The sequence below is a fragment of the Singulisphaera sp. GP187 genome (assembly GCF_900129635.1).
Lineage (GTDB): Bacteria > Planctomycetota > Planctomycetia > Isosphaerales > Isosphaeraceae > Singulisphaera.
Genome location: NZ_FSRB01000002.1, coordinates 2,341,455 through 2,360,284 on the forward strand (window position 1 = coordinate 2,341,455; position 18,830 = coordinate 2,360,284).

Sequence of the window (18,830 nt, forward strand, 5' to 3'; positions counted from 1 at the left end):
TGGAACCCACTTCGATGAACTCGACTCTCGTCTCGGGGGGCGACCCGCACCATGTGCTGGCCGCCTCGAGTGTGACCGACGACCGCACTCGCGTTCTCAAGCATGGTGATACGTTTGCCGTCTTCGACCACCTCGGCCGCATCAAGCCCGGTGGCCTGGGTGAAGAAGGGCTCTATCACGAGGGGACGCGGTATCTGTCGCTCCTGATCCTCGAGCTGGATGGCGAGTCGCCGTTCTTCCTTGGTTCCACGGTACGCGACCAGAATGATCAGCTCTCCGTCGCCTTGACGAACCCGGACCGGACGCTCGACGGACGGGTCGAGGTGCCACTCGGGACCCTCCATCTCGCCGTGCGGACGCTGCTCTGGCAGGGAACCTGTCACTGGCGGCTCCAGGTGAGTAACCACGGGCCGGACCCGGTCGACGCGGTGATCCAGGTCCGCTTTCGGGCCGACTTCGCGGATATCTTCGAGGTTCGCGGCATGAAGCGCGAGGCCCGAGGCCAAGACCTTTCCCCGGAGGTCGGGCGGGACCGAGTTGTGCTCGGATACGTCGGCCTCGACGGGGAGCGGCGGCGGACGCTGCTCCGGTTCTCGCCTGCCCCCGCGGAGTTGGTCGCGGACCAGGCGCGGTTCGGACTTCGGGTCCCTCCGCATGAGGTGGTCACGTTCGACCTGGCGGTGGCCTGCTGGCGAGGGTACGAGGTCTCCGACCCCCCTGGGTTCGAGACCGCCCAGGCGGCGGCCGCCGCTGCGCTCGAGCGCCACAAGGCCGGTGCTTGCCGGGTCGCGGCGTCGGACGGCCAATTCGACACCTGGCTCAGGCGGTCGGAGTCGGACTTGCATATGCTGAATTCTGAGTTAGCAACTGGTCTCTATCCCTATGCCGGTGTCCCCTGGTTCAACACTCCATTCGGCCGCGACGGGATCATCACCGCCCTCCAGTGCCTTTGGCTTCGGCCGGAGTTGGCGCGCGGCGTGCTCGCCTACCTGGCGGCCACCCAGGCGACCGAGGTGATCGCCGCGCAGGACGCCGAGCCGGGCAAGATCCTCCACGAGACCCGCAACGGCGAGATGGCCACCCTCGGCGAGATGCCGTTCGGGCGCTATTACGGGAGCGTCGACGCGACGCCGCTGTTTGTGCTGCTCGCGGGGGCCTACTTCGAGCGGACTGCGGATCGCTCGTTCGCTGAGGCCCTCTGGCCGCACGTTGATGCCGCGCTCGCCTGGATCGACCGCGATGGGGACCGCGATGGCGACGGGTTCGTCGAGTACGAGCGACGGGCGGGGGACGGCCTGATCCACCAGGGCTGGAAGGACTCCGACGACGCGGTCTCACACGCCGACGGGAGCTTGGCGACCGGTCCCATCGCCCTCTGCGAGGTGCAATCGTACGTCTACGCCGCGCGCCGCTCCGGGGCCGTCCTGGCGACCGCCCTGGGGATGCCGGATCGGGCTTCCGCTCTCGAACGGCAGGCTGAGGTGCTCCGCGGTCAGTTTGAGGCGGCCTTCTGGCGCGACGACCTCGGGACTTACGCCCTGGCCCTGGACGGCGACAAGCGGCCCTGCCTGGTTCGGGCCTCCAATGCCGGGCACTGCCTCTTCGGGGGGATTGCCGCGCCCGATCGAGCCGCGCGAGTCGCGACCGGCCTGATGTGCCCCGGTTCGTACTCCGGTTGGGGGATCCGGACGCTGGCCGCGACCGAGGTCCGTTTCAACCCGATGGCCTATCACAATGGAACCGTCTGGCCGCATGACAACGCCCTGATCGCGTTTGGAGCCTCGAGGTACGGACTCAAGGACCTCGCCGTCGGGGTGTTGTCCGGGCTGTTCGCGGCCGGGAGTAGCTTCGACCTCAACCGGATGCCCGAGCTGTTCTGCGGATTCGCTCGAGAGCCGGGCGAAGGACCAGTCCCGTACCCGGTGGCGTGCGCTCCGCAAGCCTGGGCGGCGGGTTCGGTCTTTCTATTGGTCCAAGCGTGCCTGGGGCTGGGCGCGAGCGGAGTCGAACGGCAAGTCTGGTTCCACCAGCCGCGGCTCCCCTCCTTCGTACCGGAGCTGAAGATCACGAATCTGAGCGTCGCCGGGGCGACCGTGGATTTGCTCCTCGTCCGGCATGGCGACGATGTGGGTGTCAACGTCCTGCGACGGGGCGGTGACCTTACCGTGGTGGTGGCCAAGTAAGCATCAATTCTTCAGTTTGCGAATCACGAGATATTTGCGAGTAACGATGAGTTGCGGGCGAGGCTCCGGTCGGTTGTCGCCAACTCGACGTGAATGGCCGCTCAAAAACGCGATGAAAGAGGAACGAGGCGAGCAGGATCGCCGGAGAGGCGACCAGGACCAAGACCAGGAGCCGTGCGTCGGGGCTGAACGACCCTCGACGCAAGACGGCGTCTCCCAGGGCCAGCAGAGGATAGTGGATGAGGTAGAGACTGTAAGAAATCGTGCCGAGCGTGATGGCCGCTCGACACTCGAGGAGCCGAAGCAAGGGAAGCCGTGGTCCCGCGCCACCTGACACGGCGCGACGCGTCCAGCGTACGAGCAGGCCAGCCATCAGCACGCCGATGATCGGGTCGGTAATCATGAAATCGCGGTCATCTGTCCCGGCGAATGCAACCCCGGCGCAGAGCAGCGCGACGACAATTGGACTGACGGCAAGAACGAATCTTCGAGTGCCCCCGCGTTCGCGAATCAAGGGCGAGGCGTGAGCCGCGAGCGCCGCGGCCATGCCGAGCGTGAAGAGGCCGGCGAACCAGGGACAGAGCTCTCGGAGCGCGGAGTTCTTGAGCGGGATCGCGAGGGCCGCCACCGCAAAACCGATCGCAAAGCCTGATGCGATCGTGGTGACGATGCCAGTTCGTCGCCAGAGCCCCACCAACAAAGGAAATAACAGGTAGATCTGCCACTCGGTTGCCACGCTCCACATCGGCGGGTCGATCTTGAAGATCCAGCGCTCGCTCAGGTTATGAACCAGCAGGACGTGAGACGCGATCACCCCCGGGCTCGCCACCGGGAGTGCACGGTCCCAGGGGCTCCGTTGGGAATGACCGAAATCGGGGATCAATGCGACCAAGATCCAACAGAAGAAGAGCGCCCCAAAATAAGCAGGCAGGATTCGCCGCGCTCGCCGCTTGAAAAAGGCACCCCATTTGAACGGAGCCCGGCTCAAGGGATCGCAGGCCACCGGGAGCATGAGACAATAGCCCGACAGGACGATGAAAACTGCGACCGCGCCGTGGCCATGCCGGAGAAAGAATCGAATCGCAAGGACCGGCCCGGAGAGCCCGGCCGGGGGAATCATGAGCGCGGCGTGGTGCAAGGTGACATAAAGTGCCGCCAGCCCGCGAATGCCATCCAGGAAGGGAAGCCTTGGAGGATGAGTGGCGTTTGGTGAATGCGGCTTGGTCGTCGGCAAGCGCCACCTCCCTGTGATCGCATGACAGCGCCGCCCTGGGGACGCGACAGAATTCGCCGGTTGCCAAGTATGCCTGGTGGGCCGATCTTCGGCGAGCCCAGTCCGATTCGTCTTGACTCTTTCGCCACTTCGAGTCATTCCGTGTGGAGTGGACTCCCCCGTTACCATCAAGCGAGCGCGTGATGCGAACTTCCCGTAAAATCTCCGAGATTCGCCTGCTCAATGGCTCGACGGGCGATCCTGGCCTTTATATCGATCATCCGGGACGCGACGACGCGATCCTCTTCGATGCGGGCGAGAATGCCACTCTCGGAATGGAGCGGCTCGCGGATCTCGAGGCCGTGTTCATCACGCATCATCATGTCGATCATTTCATCGGTTTCGATCGGATCGTACGTGCGAACCTTGACCGGGACAAGACGCTCCAAGTCTATGGACCCGAAGGAACCATTGCCAAGGTCTACGGAAAGATTAAAAGTTACGAGTATCCCTTCTTTCCGTTTCAAAAAATTGTCATTGACGTTCACGAGGTCCACGCGACCCAACTCCGCACCGCGCGACTGGAATGTACGCGACGGTTCCCGCGACCGAAAGTTCAGGAGGTCGACTGGAATCCACCGGTGATCTATGAGACGGACGACCTGAAGGTCGAAGCCGCGCACGTCGACCACACCGTCCCCTGCCTCGCCTTCGCCTGGGTCGAGAAGCCGGGGATTGCTCCCGACCCATCGCGTCTCAAAGGCCGTTCACCCTCACGGTCCCCTTGGATCAATGAGGCCCTGGGACGATTGCGTGCGGGGGCTCCCCTAGAAACTCCGGTGGTGGTCGACGGCCAGGCTCGATTGCTCGGGGAATTGCGTGATCAATATTTTATGGAAACCGAGGGTTCGCGGATCGCCTACGTGACCGATACGGCATGGAGTGAGTCGGTCCGCCCGGCGTTGCTGCGACTGGCGGGCGGAGCCAACCGGCTCTACTGCGACTCGTTTTATGCCCAGGAACAGATTCAGCAGGCCGATAAGCATCATCACATGACGGCCACTCAGGCGGCTGAATTCGCGCTGGCCGCAAACGTTGAGGAGCTGATCCTGATCCACTTCTCGACGCGTTATGCGGGGCGGTTCGACGCACTTGTCGACGAGGCACGCGCTCGGTTTCCCCGGGTCTCGGCTGAGATTCCACCAGCACCCCAAAAGAAGTCGACACGCACGGCGAATCCTTCTTGACGATCCGCAATTTCCCTGTTTCATGAGGTCCTTGTGATGGACGTATTTGAGTCTGAAGCGGCCTTCGACGATTCGGTCCAGGGGTATGAGGCGGGAACCGGCCACTCGGGATCGACCATGTCGGCCGCCGAGGCGTTGGAGAAGCTCAAACGTGGCGAACCGATTGAGCGGACGCGCGTGGTGGGGCTCACGCTCAAGGGCGAGTTCACCGAGCCGGTTCGGTTTTCCAAGGTCACGCTGGTTCGGTTCAGCATCGAGAAGGCGACGTTCGCTCAGGAGGTTGGCTTCGAGCATTGCACCTTGGAACGTCCGCGATTCTCGCGCAAATCCCAGTTTGAGAAAGGGCTCAGCCTGACGGGATCGACGTTGATCAAGGCGGACCTACGGGGAATCACGGTCAAAGGGGTGTTCCGGTGCGACAATCTCCGAACTCGGGGCCGCTTCTTGATCGAAGCCGCGCGGTTCGAGGGTCGGCTCCGGTTCTGGGAGGCTCAGTTCCAGGGCTGGGTCGAGCTCAAGGGATCGGAATTTGTCGACGAGGTGGATTTTCGGAGCATTCACGTGGCCGAGGGCTTCGTGATCAGCGGTTGCCAGTTCCGGTCGAACGTCCTGTTCCGTGGCGCCTCGGTTCAGAAGAAGTGGCAGGCTGAGTCCACGCGGTTTGAGGGCATGCTCGACTTCTCCAAGGCAAAGCTCCACGACTTTGTCTATCTGGAGGCGATCGAACAGGGGGAAACGCAGCGGTTTGCGTTCACCAATGCGTTGGCCGAACGGATTTTGATCCGCCCGGAACAACTCGTCGGTCGGTTGGCGTCGGAAGCGGCGGGCGACCATGCACAGGCCATGCAGGAGTACGGTCTGCTCAAGCGGATTTTCGAGGGGCTGCACCGATATGAGGAAGAGGACTGGGCGTTCTACCGCTTCAAGGTGAATCAGCGGCTCAGCAAGAAGCGAACTTGGTGGCGGCCTTGGACCAAGGTTGCGTGCTGCGCCGATTGGCTCTTACTCGACCACGGGTGTGGCTACGGAACCAACCCGTTCCGGGCGGTCCGCACGGCGCTCGCAATCATCTTCGGGTTTGCCTTGATCTATGCGCTCGATGTGGGCTCGCTGCATACGGATCATGCGCCGTTCGCCGGGGACCAATCGACCCTGGCGAATCGGCTCATGATTGGAACTCTGACGAGTGTCTCAGCCTTCACTTCCGGCTTTGGCGACATTCGAGGGGCGGCCTCGGGCTGGATTAACCTGCCCTTGATCGCCGAGTCGCTGATGGGAACCCTGCTCTGGGGGCTCTTTATTGTCGCCTTCAGCCGAAAAGTGATTCGTTAATCGAAGTGTTGCCGGGTTTCCCAGAAGTGAGCAACAAATTGCACGATCAACGACCGCTGGAGGTCAACGTGAAGTCATGGAACTTGACTTTCTTGGGAACCTCACCCGTCACGGTGAAGAGGCTTTCGAGCATTTCACCAAACGCATCGGTCCGGATGCTGTAGAAATTGTGCTTGGCTTCGCGTCGGGCTTCGATGAGGCCCGACACCCGCATCAGCGCCAGGTGGTGGCTCACGGCGGGCTGGCTCTGCCCCAGTCGTTCGCAGAGATCGGTGACGTGCAGCTCGCTGTGCTCAGCGAGCAAGAACAGAATGCGGAGCCGGGTTTCGTCGCTGAGCAGGCGAGCGACCTGAACCAGTTCGCGGATCGACTTGTCCGCAGCAGTCGGGGCCGGGGTTCCCGTATTCCGTGATGCCGCGGTGGTACGCTTGACGTCTGTACTAGCCATTGTTCAGTTCACCTCAAAAGTAATGCGGAAAAACACTTTCCATGAGCTTTATCAGTAGCATATCACATGCCAATCCTTAGCGACTAGTCAAAAACGATGTCTGACGTTTGTCTATGGATTGCATGTTCATTGTGCTGGCCTGAGCACCGATGGCCGGGACGAAGCCACGGGTCGGAGCGCTCATCGGACTTGGGGAACACGTGAGGAGTCAAATGGGAGGTGTCGACTCTGATGCCTCGCTCGCATATCCAAACGAGTTAAGAAATCGATCGATCAAGCGTGACTTGTTCCTTGACTTGGGGACGATCGCCTGCAGTTGGTAAATCCGGTGTTTGATAATGTAGTAGCGAAGCACACCGTACGACCCCTGATCCGACTCCACGCGCACTTCGCGACCGTTCCATTTCTTGGCGAGCCGGATCGGCTCCTGGGCGATAATCCTGGTTTTCGCGGCGGATGCCGCCTGTTGAGAAATCGTTGACAGGATCTCGTTTTCGCGAGCGAGCGACACATGCGCGGGAATCACGTTTTGAATGCAGCCGAATACCGTGGCGCCGTTGCTCGAGACCCACTTGAGCTCGGTGGTCTCGAACGTGCCCGGACCGTCAGCAACCGAACGCTGGGAGACCTTGGGATTGACCGGCATCCAAAGGCTGCTCTGTCCGTCCGGCATCGAGACCGGCCGCCACTCTACGCGATCGGCCTCGAACGTGGTCTTCGAGCGAACCAAGGTCGCCAGAACTGCCACGGCAACAATCACGAGCAGGAGATTCCCGACCGGGTGAACCCAACGTCGCTTGGCGACTCGCTCGTGGCGTGGTGGATCGGTTGGCTGCATGCTCCTCGGCTCGGCTCTGCGTTGGCGATCTGGTGGGAAATTCGTTGCTCCTCATTGTGCATGTTTCTTCATGATACCTTGGCTCGCGTTTCAGACCAACAGCGCTTGGCGGAGTGAGCCAAAAGACACCGTGGCGCATTCACGAATTCTAAATCGTTGGCAGCGTTCGAGGTCGCAGCCTTGCGCCTCCTCGACCTGACGCAAGCCGACCCCACAATGACAGCCGACCTCTGATGACGGTCCCCAGTTCCGCGATCATCCGTATCTTTCCTGATCGGGTATGTTTGCCCGTCATGCCTCGATAGGATCTTGATGTCCGGGGCTTGCCCCGCCCTCTCACGGAGAAGCCGAATTCGACGGAGTGGTCAACGAGCCGCTCGTGCTCCCCTGATTTCAAAGGGGCGAGCCGCAACCGCAAGCCATCACCTCTTGCACGAAGAGCGATATGCTCAACCCCGATCACCACCTCGGTTGCAAGGCGGTTATCAGCGTCGGCCACGATGAATCCTCGGATCGAGGTCGTTTTCGATGTCTCGAGAAGTGGTGCGGAGCGAGGGGGGGCACCCTTTTTTTTTCAGGGAATTCCCTGGGCGAGTCCTCGGGGAATACCCTGGGTTGGATCACGTCGTACTGCTAACTACAATGATCGAATCGTTTTGGCCGGCCCGAAGGCTCGGAGAGAGATTTCGGTGATCCAGATTCGAAGGATGATCCGCGAGGACATCGCCCACGGGATGCGACTCAAGGAACAGGCCGCCTGGAATCAGGTTGAGCCTGACTGGCAACGCCTGTTTGATTTACAACCGGACGGTGGTTTCGTCGCCACCTTCGACGGCAAGCCCATTGGCACGGTGACCACCTGCCGATTTGGTCCGGTCGCCTGGATCGCGATGATGCTGGTCGATGAAAATTACCGGGGGCAAGGCATCGGCCGACGCCTCATGGTCAGGGCCCTTGAGGACCTCGCCTGCCATGAGGTTTGCTCGGTCCGCCTGGACGCCACGCCGCTCGGCCGCCCGCTCTACGAGTCACTCGGATTTATCCCGGAAACAACCTTCGTCCGATTTGCGGGGATCGTTCACCCCGCGGTTGGCGCCGTGGAACTCCCCGCGGGGAAGTTGCAAGGGCGTGATCATCAACTGATTGCCCTCGATCGCGAAGTGACCGGAACCGACCGAGGTAAGCTGATCTCCCGGCTGATCGCCGACCATGGTGATTCCCTTCGTGTTCTCGAGGACAACCGCGATGTCGTTGGGTTCCTGATGAGTCGCCCCGGCTCGCGGGCGCGCCAGATCGGACCCTGCATTGCGAACGAGTGGTCCGGCCGACAGCTTCTCGCTGACGCAAGCCGGCGATACGCGGGAGAGTCGGTGGTGATCGACATTCCAGCCCGCCATAACCAAGCCCTTACGATGGGCGAAACTCTCGGGTTGAAACCTGCGAGACAATTGCTCCGGATGGGGCGCGGACCTCGGATTGCCGAGGACCTGTCCCGCCTCTGGGCCAGCGCAGGGCCGGAGAAAGGCTGAGCCGCGTGCCGATTCGATGCGGGGACGCCGACAATCGTCGGAATGGATCAAGAATTGCCGATGATCTTTCGGGTGTCACTCCAAGGAGATCTCCCGGCCCGCGCCGCCGTGCGGTGAGTCAATCACCACACCGCGGCCGCCGGGACTGGAATGCGGATGGATCGCATACCGCCACTCTCCGGAAGGAGTCATCGCCCGGGGAGATGACCCCACGGTGAGCGCGTGCTGTGACGGATGTAATCAGGGTAAGGATATTGGTTCCGCGACGGATCCGGATAGGTATCGTTGAGTATGAATTCTTCGTCGGCCAAATCGATGCAATGACCGCTCACGGACAAGACGTTCGGCGCGATCGGCGCGGTCGTCGTACCGGTAAAATTGATCGCCGTGCGAAGGTTACGAGGCCCACTCGTGATTGTGACTCGGATTGCGCAAAAAAAAATTCGCGGTTCCGTCGTGGGGGCAACGGCGGACAGGCACCGGCCATTGATTTGTGTGAGACCTGATCCGTTGGCGCGTGAAGGGGCGAAACCTGTCCGGGCGTCGCGACAGCCCCGTATGGTGTCTCGATCCTTGATGATGAGAGGATATCCTTCGATTCGGATGTCGAACCGGGCATGTGGTTAACCCGCGAGCATGTCGCGACGGACCGCCTGCCGGAAGGTGGCGACCCGTCGCGAGTCAATCATCAGGGTGCGGCCTTTTTCTGTCGTGCGGCCTTTTTGGCGGCCGGTGTGCCTTGGTTTCCACCGATATCGGCTTGATCGTGGGTGGGGAAGAGCTTGGCCAGCTCAGCCTTCTTGGCGGCGTATTCCGGGAGCGTGGCGAGGTTCGTCCACTCGTTCGGGTCCTTGGCCTCGTTGTAGAGTTCCTCGTCGCCATTGGCATAACGAATGTACCGCCATTCCTCGGTGCGGACGGCGTGATTCTTGAATCGGTAGGTTGTGAGCGCGGGTTGGTCCCAAGTCGCCTTGGGGTCGCCGAGCAGCGTGCGGAGACTCTTGCCCTCGACGTGTTTTGGCGTTGGAATGCCGCAGAGATCCGTCAGAGTCGGGTAAATCGACATGAAGTCGACCGGGCGATCGCAGGCGACGTTCGGCTTTGTCAGACCGGGGACGACCCAGATCATCGGCGAGCGAGTTGACTCTTCCCAGAGGGCGAACTTCCGCCAGTGGTGCTTCTCGCCGAGATGCCAGCCGTGGTCCGACCAGAAAACCACGATCGTGTTGTCGCGGTGCTCGCTCTTGTCGAACGCATCCATCAGCCGGCCGATCATGGCGTCCGAGTAACTGATGGCGGCGAGGTAACTCTGGATCGCTTCTTTCCAGCGACCTGAGGCCAGGATTTTGGCGTGATCGGTCTCGGGATGAGCCATCTTAATGCCGGCGGGCGGGATATCGGCGAGGTCGGTCTCGAGGTAGGGGGGGAGCTGGATTTGGTCGAGCGGGTGCATCTCGTAATACTTGCGGGGGACGTTCCAAGGCATGTGCGGCTTGTGCAGGCCGCAGGCGAGGAAGAACGGCTTGTCGTGTTTCTTCTGCAACTGGTCGATCGCGTAGTCGGTGATTTTCCACTCGCGAAGGTCCTCGTCCTTGCAGTCAAGAGGCGCGAACGCGATCCCACCGACGCCGGTGTCACCATTGGGCTTGGGATCGGCTCCCGAGTTCGTCTGGTAAGCATCCCACTCGCTGGTGCGTTTGTAGGCCTCGTGGTAAATCTTCCCCGATCCGCGGACGTCATATCCCGCCTTGCGGAATTGGGTGGTGAGCATCAACTCTTCCGGCATGACCGTGCGCCAGTCGTTGCCGTTGTCGTAAACCCCGGATGTCGCTGGTCGAAGCCCTGACATCAGCGCCGCACGCGAGGGATTGCAGACCGGAGCCGCGCAATAACTTCGTGTGAAGTAAACGCCTCGCGCGGCGAGCTTGTCGAGGTTTGGCGTGATCGTCTGAGGATTCCGGCCGAGATAGCCGACCCAGTCGCGCATGTCATCCACCGCAATGAAGAGGACATTCGGACGTTGGGCAGCCGGTTCGGCCGCGGCAATCAGGGTCGGTGCTCCGAGGAGTAGGGCGACTAGCGAACGGAGGGAACGGCAGGGCATCAATTGACTCCGGATGATGTCATGATCTCTAAAGTCGGACTCTCGACTGCGGACGTCAAGTCGATCGTAGGCGAGTCAAGATTTTTAGACATGGGTGTTTGAAATCGGTGCTTTGCCGCTCCCCCGCCGTCTCGAGGAGCGGGAATTGCCGAGGCGGGCAGGGAGCGTCCACTCCGCGCCCGCCTTCTCGAAACTCAGGAGGGACAACGCGTTTACTTGGCGGTTGCGGAAGGGCTCGGCGTGAGGAACCCACGTCCTTTGAGCCAGGTGGCGCAGAGCTTCGGCCACGCCTGGAACGCCTCGTTCGGGGGGATCTTGTCAGCCCATCCCGTGCCGAGACCGAGTCCATGCTGGCCCTTCTCGAACAGGTGGAGCTCGACGGGCACCTTGGCCTTGCGGAGGGCGAGGGCGAACAGCAGGCTGTTCTCGGGGACAACCCCATTGTCCTCATTCGTGTGCGCGAGGAACGTGGGGGGCGTGTCTTTCGTCACCTGGGTCTCGTTCGAGAGGCTTTCGACCAACGCTTTCGAGGGACTGTCTCCGAGCAAATTCTTCAGCGAACCGGTGTGGCCGTAAGGTGTCCCCATGGCGATGACCGGATAGACCAGGATGGCCAGGTCAGGCCGACTGCTCTGTCGCTCGATCGGGTCGGTGGCGTTGGCCTTGCCACCATCGAAATGGGTGGCGGCCGTGGAGGCGAGGTGTCCACCGGCGGAAAAGCCGATGATGGCGACGCGGTTCGGGTCGAGTTCCCACTCCGACGCCCTCGCCCTCACGGTTCGAATGGCGCGTTGCGCGTCCTCGAGCATCCGGGGATGGTGGTAGCGCGGGGCCAGCCGGTACTTCAGGACGAACGCGGTCAGTCCCAGCGAACGGGCCCATTCGGCCACGTCTTTCCCCTCGTGATCGGTTGCGAGGAAACCGTAGCCTCCTCCCGGACAGACGACGATCGATCCGCCGTTGGCCTTGTCTCGGTCGGGTCGGTAGACCGTAACGGTGGGGATGTCCCCGGCATGGTACGGGTCGCCGGCCTCAGTGCCCAATGCGCCGGGAGCGCCTTCGGCCCAGAGGGGAAAAGTCTTCGGCTCCTCGGCCGCGACGACCGCGGTGGCCGCGACGAGGAGAGCCAGAAACGCTCCGAGAGTGGTCCGCATGATTGGGGTTGCCTCGCTGGAAAATCCGGGAGATTCGGGTGCGAGGCTCCAGTGTGGCGGGACCGAACCGACCTGTCAAATCTCCCGCGAGTCACGATTCCAAGTCGATCGGCATTCTTGAGATTCGCGTGGAACTGGCGGCTTTGGGGTGCTTTTTCGTGGATTGGTTCGCCTGATTTCGCGCCAGCATGTGGCCTCGAGGTCGTGGCTCACCTTATACTCAACTCCTGAAAAATCTGATTCGGTGGTTCAGCGAGGGGAACGGAGCACGATGACCCGCACTGCGACATTGACTTACGGCGACCAGACCATCGAACTTCCCGTGATCGAGGGCACGGAGGGGGAGTTGGGGGTGGATATCTCGCAGTTGCGGGCCAAGACCGGCTTGATCACGCTGGATCCTGGTTTCGGCAACACCGGCGCGTGCCAGAGCGGGGTCACCTTCATTGATGGTGATAAAGGGATCCTCCGCTATCGTGGCTTGCCGATCGAACAACTCGCTGAACATTCGACGTTTGTCGAGACCGCTTGGCTCTTGATTAATGGCAAGCTCCCCAACCGAGCCGAACTGGATCAGTTTAGCAAGCGCCTGACGAAATACGCGCCCCTGCACGAGGGGTTCAAGAACCATTTCGAAGGGTTCCCGCTCAACGCCCCGCCGATGGCGATTCTCTCGGCGATGATCAACACCCTCTCCAGTTCCTCGTGCGATGGGCGGCAAGCTCCCGAAGATGATATCGACGAGCTTTCCGCCAAGCTGATGAGCAAGGTCCGGACGATCGCCGCCTACTCGTACCGGCGGTCACTCGGCCTTCCCTTCATCTATCCCGACCCCAAGCTCCGGTACGTGGCCAACTTCCTCCACATGATGTTCTCGATGCCGTACGAGCAACATATCGCCAGCCAGGAGGTGGTTGACGCCCTCAACCTGATCCTGATGCTGCACGCCGACCATGAACAGAATTGCAGTACATCGACGGTCCGGGTCGTCGGCTCGAGCAAGGCGAACCTGTACGCATCGTGCGCGGCGGGCGTGGGGGCCCTCTGGGGACCGTTGCACGGCGGCGCGAACGTGGCCGTGCTCGAGATGCTCGAAGCGATCCACAAGGGAGGGATGTCGGCCGCGGAGGCGCTGGCTCTGGCGAAGGACAAGCAGAGCGGGTTCAAGTTGATGGGGTTCGGACACCGGGTCTACAAGAACTTTGACCCCAGGGCGTTGATCCTCAAGCGTGCCGCCGACAAGGTCCTCGAGCGTCTGGGAGTGCGGGATCCACTGCTCGACGTGGCTCGGAAGCTCGAGGAACTTGCGCTGATCGACCCCTACTTCGTGGAGCGGAAGCTTTATCCCAACGTCGACTTTTACAGCGGAATCCTCATGCGGGCGATGGGAATCCCCACCTCGATGTTCACCGTGATCTTTGCGATCGGGCGGATGCCCGGCTGGATCGCGCATTGGAAAGAGCAAAATCAGGACGCGGCAAGCCGGATCGCGCGACCGCGTCAGATCTACACCGGACCCACGCTCCAGTCGTACACGCCGATCGATCAGCGTTGAATCCAACGCCCCGAAGCAGGTGACGGACGTCACGCCCTGCTTTTTTCCCTGTCGACATCGGACGTGCCCGAGCCTTGAGTCCACCTGGGGGCTTCACGGTTCGCGAAGTCGCGTCCGCCGTCGCTCGTCGTCGAATGCGCCCGGATCGCCAATGGATTCCATAGGACGGCTCCGCAACGTTTGGGGACCGGCCGCTCCCCTGCTCCACCTTTGTTGGAGTCGGCCGGGACTCGATGTTGCCGCGACCGCGCCTGGGCTAGAATCTTGCCCTGCGTGTGCCTGCACGAGGCTGCCATTTGGCTCGAACGGAGATCCTCCGCCGATGATGATGCTCCCCCATCACCGTTTTCTTGCTCTCCTGACGGTCATGTCGCTCCAGGCGACGACCTTCGCCGTTGGGGCGGACGTGCCCAAGTCCCAGGCTGACATTCCCAAGGGCGTTGTGACCAAGCACAGCTTCGCCCAGAGCAAAATCTTTCCGGGCACGGTGCGCGACTACTGGATCTACGTGCCGAAGCAGTACGACCCCGCCAAACCCGCCTGCGTTTACGTCAACCAGGACAATGTTCAATTCAATGCGCCCGCCGTCTTTGACCGCTTGATTCATGAGAAGGAGATCCCGGTTGTGATCGGGATCTTTGTCACCCATGGTCGGGTGAAGGCCCTGTCCGACTCGGCCCTCGATCGTTTCAACCGAAGTTATGAATATGATGGTCTCGGCGATCATTATGTCCGTTTCCTGCTCGAGGAGCTCTTGCCCGAAGTTGAGAAGCAGACGACTTCGGACGGTCGGCCGATTCGCCTCTCGACGGATGGCAACGACCGCTGCATCGGGGGTTCGAGCAGTGGAGCGATCGCCGCATTCACCGCGGCCTGGGAACGCCCCGACGCCTTCCGACGCGTGTTCAGCTCGATCGGAACCTACGTCGGCCTCCGCGGCGGCAACGTCTACCCAACACTCTTGCGGAAGTTTGAACCGAAACCGATCCGCATCTTTCTCCAGGATGGCAGTAATGATCTGAACATCTACGGAGGCGACTGGTGGATGGCGAACCAGGAAATGGAACGAGCGTTTCACTTCGCCGGCTACGAAGTGAGCCATGCTTGGGGCGAAGGAGGCCACAACGGGACGCACGCCACCGAAGTGTTTCCGGACGCGATTCGGTGGCTCTGGAAAGACTGGCCGAACGCGGTGAAAGCCGGAGAAGGATCCACGCAACTCCGTGAAATTCTCCTACCCGGTGAGCCTTGGACGCTCGTGGCCGAGGGTTACAAATTTACGGAAGGTCCCGCCTCGAACGGCAAGGGCGAAGTCTTTTTCAATGATATCCCCAATGCAAAGACATATAAAATCAGCCTTGATGGCACGGTGAGTCTCTTCCTCCCTGATTCCAAGAAAGCGAACGGACAAGCGTTTGGGCCGGATGGCCGGCTCTATGCGGTGGTCACGGAAACCGAGCAGGTTCTCGCCTACGACGCGGACGGGAAGCCGACGGTGGTGGCCGACGGCATTCGCGGCAACGACCTGATCGTGCGAAACGACGGCACGATCTATGTCACGAATCCGAGCCGCACTAATGCAGAGCCGAGCAAGGTCTGGATGATTCGCCCAGGAGGCGAGAAGCAGGTGGTCGACACCGGCTTGAAGTTTTCCAACGGCGTGACCTTGTCACCCGACCAATCGCTGCTTTACGTCGCGGATAGCCGTTCGCGCTGGGTCTATAGCTATCAGATCCAGGGGGATGGGACTCTCGCATCGAAGCAGCGGTATTATCATCTTCATGAACCCGACAGTGCCGATGACAGCGGCGCCGATGGAATGTGCGTGGACCGCGACGGCCGACTCTATGTGGCCACCCGGATGGGCGTGCAGGTCTGCGATCAAGCGGGCCGGGTCAATTGCATCATTCCGACCCCCAACGGCAAGGTTTCCAACGTCCGGATCGGTGGTGAGCACTTCGATACGCTCGTGGCCACCTGTGGGGACCGTGTTTACAAGCGGAAGCTCAAGGTCAAAGGCGCCAACGCGTTCCAAGCTCCCGTACGCCCCGCGCCACCGCGACTCTGATCGGGGGCTCAAACCAAAGTCGGGGTTGACATTCCGGGCCATTCGGAATCAGATCAAAAGGGACTGCGCTCGTCGTGGTCCCTTTCTCCGTTGATGGGCAAACACAATCTGTCCGGCCTCCTCGTCCCCTCTTTTTGCGAGCGGGCCAAAGATTGTCTGGGATGCCAGGGAAGGTTGGGGCCGTTGGATTTGCCCCGAGGACGGATGACGTCAAGTCATTGCCCGCAATCGGGCGGTGCCGGCCGCAACGGCCGCGCCTTGAACTCCAAGGAAGGAGGTCGTCCATGTCGATCAAAAAGGCCGAAACGCCAAGGCGGCGATGGGTCGTTGGAATTGCGCTTCTCTGCCTCTTCGAAGGGGGCTGTGCGGCGCTGGGCACAGCGGGCCATCGGGAACGAAAATCGGACTCTGACGTTCCCTCAGAACGCGAGTCCAACTCTGGCACCACCCTCGGCACCGATCCCACGTCGGTGAAACCGGGCCGCACGATCACGCCCCCGTCTCTGGGAATCGACCTCAGTCACTGGTCCATTGAGAGAAAAAACACCAATAATGGTGTTTTTCAGGCTTAGTTTGGCGTCTATGGTTGCGGTTCGGTCCGAATGCTCCCGCAAGCCGAGTTGAGCTGTCCGCATAACCCGCAAGGTTGGCGCACCCGGCACTTTCGTTAAAGACTTCCGTTGCGGGGGTCGAATTATTCCTGGTAGTTGACACGTATGGTGCAGACGCCGGTGATACCCTCCGTCCCGGAACGATGTACTCGGGGGAGTCCGAATCATGTTAATGCGTTTGAGATGTCAGAAGGCCTGTGCTGCTCTCCTCGGGCAGGCCTTGTTGGCATCGATTGCTGTGCAGGGAGCCGCTGCGCAGCAGCCCGCGGCGCCCGCGCAGGAACCTGTGGGGGCCCCGACTCCGAATCTCGCCGTCCCCCCGCGGCCGATGGTTCCGAGTTACTGCCCCCGCCGACGACCCCGCGTGAAGGGGAGCTCGAAGCTCGGATTCGCCAGTTGGAAACGATGGTGAATACACTGTCGGGACAAATCCAGCAGCTCAAGCCCGCGGCGGGCGCCGCGGGTGCGGGCAATGGCGGTGGTAACGGGAACACGGGCGAAGGTCCCGGCCCGAACCCGGGCTCGGGCGATGTCGGATCCGCATCGAACATGGCGACCCCGTCTCGGAGCGGTGGAGCGGGAGCCCCCGGGCAGTCGATGCCGCCGACCCCACTCCCCTCCGCGCGGTTCAACTCACCGACCCCGCTTCAAAACGTTCCGGGGAAGGTCAAGTTCGGCCCCGGTTTCGAGATCAAGAGCGACGACGACGAGTACTTTCTCCAGTTTCACAACTTGTCCCAGTTTGATTATCGTGGCTACCTTCAGGGGGGCCAGGATCCGACCCATGATACCTTCGCGATCCCTCGTCAGTGGTTCATGTTCAGTGGTCGAATCACCCGACCGTTTGGCTACTTCGTCTCGTTGCAGAACGGTCTCGATACCGTCTCATTACTCGACGCCTTTCTTGATATCGACTATGATCCACGTCTTAAGGTGAGGATTGGCCGTTACAAAACGCCATTCACATATGAGTTCTATGTTGATCCGATTCAAGGCCTGATTTCGCCGGAACGGTCACTGTTCTTCAACAACTTCGGCTTGAACCGCGATGACGGGATCATGGCTCACGGCCGGATCCTCGATTCCCAGGTCGACTACGCGGTCGCGATCCAGAATGGCACTCGCAACGGTTTCCTCGACCAGAACGACGCGAAAGACGTTGTGGGATTCCTCAACTGGCGTCCTTTTAGCGGCGAGGAGAACACGCTTCTCGAGAACTTAAACGTCGGCGGCTCGGTCGTCGCCGGCAACCAGAACAACGTCCCCCTGCCGCAAACCCTCAGAACGGCGATCGCCACCACCGGCAATCAGATCATCGGCGTCCCCTTCCTGAACTTCAACAACAATGTCCGTGAGTCTGGCGACCGAGCCCTCTGGGATCTCCATGTGGCCTGGTATTATAAGCAGTTGGCCCTCATTGGCGAGTGGGGCAGTGGATTCCAGGACTACGCCAAGGTCGGAAACCTTGCCGATCGCACTCATCTCCCGATCGACAGCTTCTATGTCCAGGCCGGCTACTACCTGACGGGCGAAACGCGAAGCAGCGTCGGCATCGTGAAGCCGCTCAAACCTTTCGATCTGCGTCGGGGACAGTTCGGCCTCGGAGCTTGGGAACTGACCGGTCGATATAATTACCTGAATATCGGTTCGCAGGTCTTCAGCGCCGGACTCGCCGATCCGAACCTCTGGACCAACCGGGTCAGCATGGTCGACGTCGGGCTGAACTGGCATATGACTCAGTATGTCAAGGTTTACCTCGACTGGCAGCACTCGGACTTCGGCAGCCCCGTGTTGTTCGCTCCCGGACGAAGGCAGTCGACCAGCGATCTGCTGATGGCTCGCTTCCAGCTCTACTTCTGAGCAACCGTTCCGTTCGACGATCGCAATATCCAAGGGCCTCGCCTCCAGGGCGTGGCCCTTTTTTTATGGGGATCCATTGGCTTGGCGATCTGTGAGCAGGTGCCTTCATCTTTCACTCACGAGCGGATGACGGCTCGAGTCACGCCAAACCTTTGGGAACTTCCGTATGAGTCGGCTCCGCTCTTGCGGTCCCTCCGTCATGGGGCATCATCGCGGACGACACCTGCAACGAAGCCGCAATCGAAGCGGGTCCTCAAGAGAGGACCCTCTCGGGAATCGTTGGCCCCACGCGACGACTTCACTCAGGGCAAGACGGGTCGGGTCCTCGGCCAAGAACGGTGACTTTGCGGGGCAGGCAACGAGGGGCATGATTGCGCGAGCATTCTCACCGTCGGGTTGCAACTCTGATGATGAAGCGGCTGCATGTGCCACGCATTGGTAAACTGCGGTAAGTGCATGTCAATTGCACCCGCGTGGCTTCACGGCTTCGGCTCGTTGGCGGCGACCGTGGAAGCGCGGTAGGTCCGTCTTGTGTTCCGCCCGGGTTGGTGCGTATAGTTCGTCTCTGATTCCCTGCGAGGAACTCGGAACTGGAACGCGCAACCCTCCCCCCTTTGTTGCTCGTCCAATTCGAGAAGGTTCCCCCTCCTGACCTCGCATGTCGGATCTTGAATTTCCATCAGGGCAG

The 18,830-nt window shown here is 61.1% G+C and carries 12 protein-coding genes; 7 read left to right on the top strand and 5 right to left on the bottom strand.

Going from position 1 to position 18,830, the window contains the following annotated elements; genetic code table 11:
• The first annotated feature begins 14 nt into the window (after nucleotides 1-14).
• Nucleotides 15-2,183 carry an amylo-alpha-1,6-glucosidase gene (locus tag BUS42_RS33485; protein WP_074315638.1) on the top strand — a complete coding sequence of 723 codons (2,169 nt, stop codon included), beginning with the start codon at nucleotides 15-17 and terminating at the stop codon, nucleotides 2,181-2,183.
• Here BUS42_RS33485 and BUS42_RS33490 read toward each other — a convergent pair.
• The gene (locus BUS42_RS33490) at nucleotides 2,161-3,417 is read right to left on the bottom strand and encodes an acyltransferase family protein (RefSeq protein ID WP_254053963.1); all 1,257 of its coding nucleotides are present in this window, start codon (nucleotides 3,415-3,417) and stop codon (nucleotides 2,161-2,163) included. The genes BUS42_RS33485 and BUS42_RS33490 overlap by 23 nt on opposite strands.
• 182 nt (nucleotides 3,418-3,599) lie before the next feature.
• Here BUS42_RS33490 and BUS42_RS33495 point away from each other — a divergent pair, with 182 nt between their 5' ends.
• Together BUS42_RS33495 and BUS42_RS33500 are read left to right on the top strand one after the other, a co-directional pair.
• On the top strand, nucleotides 3,600-4,643 hold the full coding sequence (locus BUS42_RS33495) for an MBL fold metallo-hydrolase (protein ID WP_074314385.1): 1,044 nt from the start codon (nucleotides 3,600-3,602) through the stop codon (nucleotides 4,641-4,643).
• Between the two features lie 36 nt (nucleotides 4,644-4,679).
• Nucleotides 4,680-5,975, top strand: coding sequence for a hypothetical protein (locus BUS42_RS33500; RefSeq protein ID WP_074314387.1), 1,296 nt, complete (start codon nucleotides 4,680-4,682; stop codon nucleotides 5,973-5,975).
• Between the two features lie 46 nt (nucleotides 5,976-6,021).
• Here the strand turns inward: BUS42_RS33500 and BUS42_RS33505 are convergent, their stop codons facing one another.
• Together BUS42_RS33505 and BUS42_RS33510 are read right to left on the bottom strand one after the other, a co-directional pair.
• On the bottom strand, nucleotides 6,022-6,423 hold the full coding sequence (locus tag BUS42_RS33505) for an ArsR/SmtB family transcription factor (protein ID WP_074314389.1): 402 nt from the start codon (nucleotides 6,421-6,423) through the stop codon (nucleotides 6,022-6,024).
• 208 nt (nucleotides 6,424-6,631) lie between these two features.
• Nucleotides 6,632-7,261: a hypothetical protein gene (locus BUS42_RS33510; protein ID WP_254053964.1), complete on the bottom strand. Its 630-nt coding sequence runs from the start codon at nucleotides 7,259-7,261 to the stop codon at nucleotides 6,632-6,634.
• A 689-nt stretch (nucleotides 7,262-7,950) separates the two neighbouring features.
• Between BUS42_RS33510 and BUS42_RS33515 the strand changes: the two genes are divergently transcribed.
• Nucleotides 7,951-8,790 (top strand): GNAT family N-acetyltransferase, encoded by an 840-nt coding sequence (locus tag BUS42_RS33515; protein WP_074315641.1) that lies wholly within the window; start codon nucleotides 7,951-7,953, stop codon nucleotides 8,788-8,790.
• A gap of 688 nt (nucleotides 8,791-9,478) precedes the next feature.
• On the opposite strand, the gene BUS42_RS33520 is transcribed toward BUS42_RS33515, so the two are convergent.
• Nucleotides 9,479-10,894, bottom strand: coding sequence for a sulfatase (locus BUS42_RS33520; RefSeq protein ID WP_074314391.1), 1,416 nt, complete (start codon nucleotides 10,892-10,894; stop codon nucleotides 9,479-9,481).
• Between the two features lie 212 nt (nucleotides 10,895-11,106).
• Complete coding sequence (locus tag BUS42_RS33525) at nucleotides 11,107-12,048, bottom strand: alpha/beta hydrolase (RefSeq protein WP_074314393.1); 942 nt, start codon at nucleotides 12,046-12,048, stop codon at nucleotides 11,107-11,109.
• A gap of 271 nt (nucleotides 12,049-12,319) precedes the next feature.
• Between BUS42_RS33525 and BUS42_RS33530 the strand changes: the two genes are divergently transcribed.
• The 3 genes from BUS42_RS33530 to BUS42_RS33545 all read left to right on the top strand — a co-directional run bounded on the left by BUS42_RS33530 (nucleotide 12,320) and on the right by BUS42_RS33545 (nucleotide 18,142).
• Complete coding sequence (locus BUS42_RS33530) at nucleotides 12,320-13,603, top strand: citrate synthase (protein WP_074314395.1); 1,284 nt, start codon at nucleotides 12,320-12,322, stop codon at nucleotides 13,601-13,603.
• Nucleotides 13,604-13,928: 325 nt separating this feature from the next.
• Nucleotides 13,929-15,671, top strand: coding sequence for an SMP-30/gluconolactonase/LRE family protein (locus BUS42_RS33535; protein WP_074315643.1), 1,743 nt, complete (start codon nucleotides 13,929-13,931; stop codon nucleotides 15,669-15,671).
• A gap of 1,016 nt (nucleotides 15,672-16,687) precedes the next feature.
• A complete protein-coding gene (locus BUS42_RS33545) occupies nucleotides 16,688-18,142 on the top strand; it encodes an OprO/OprP family phosphate-selective porin (protein WP_254053966.1) in 1,455 nt (484 codons plus the stop codon).
• Nucleotides 18,143-18,830: the final 688 nt, after the last annotated feature.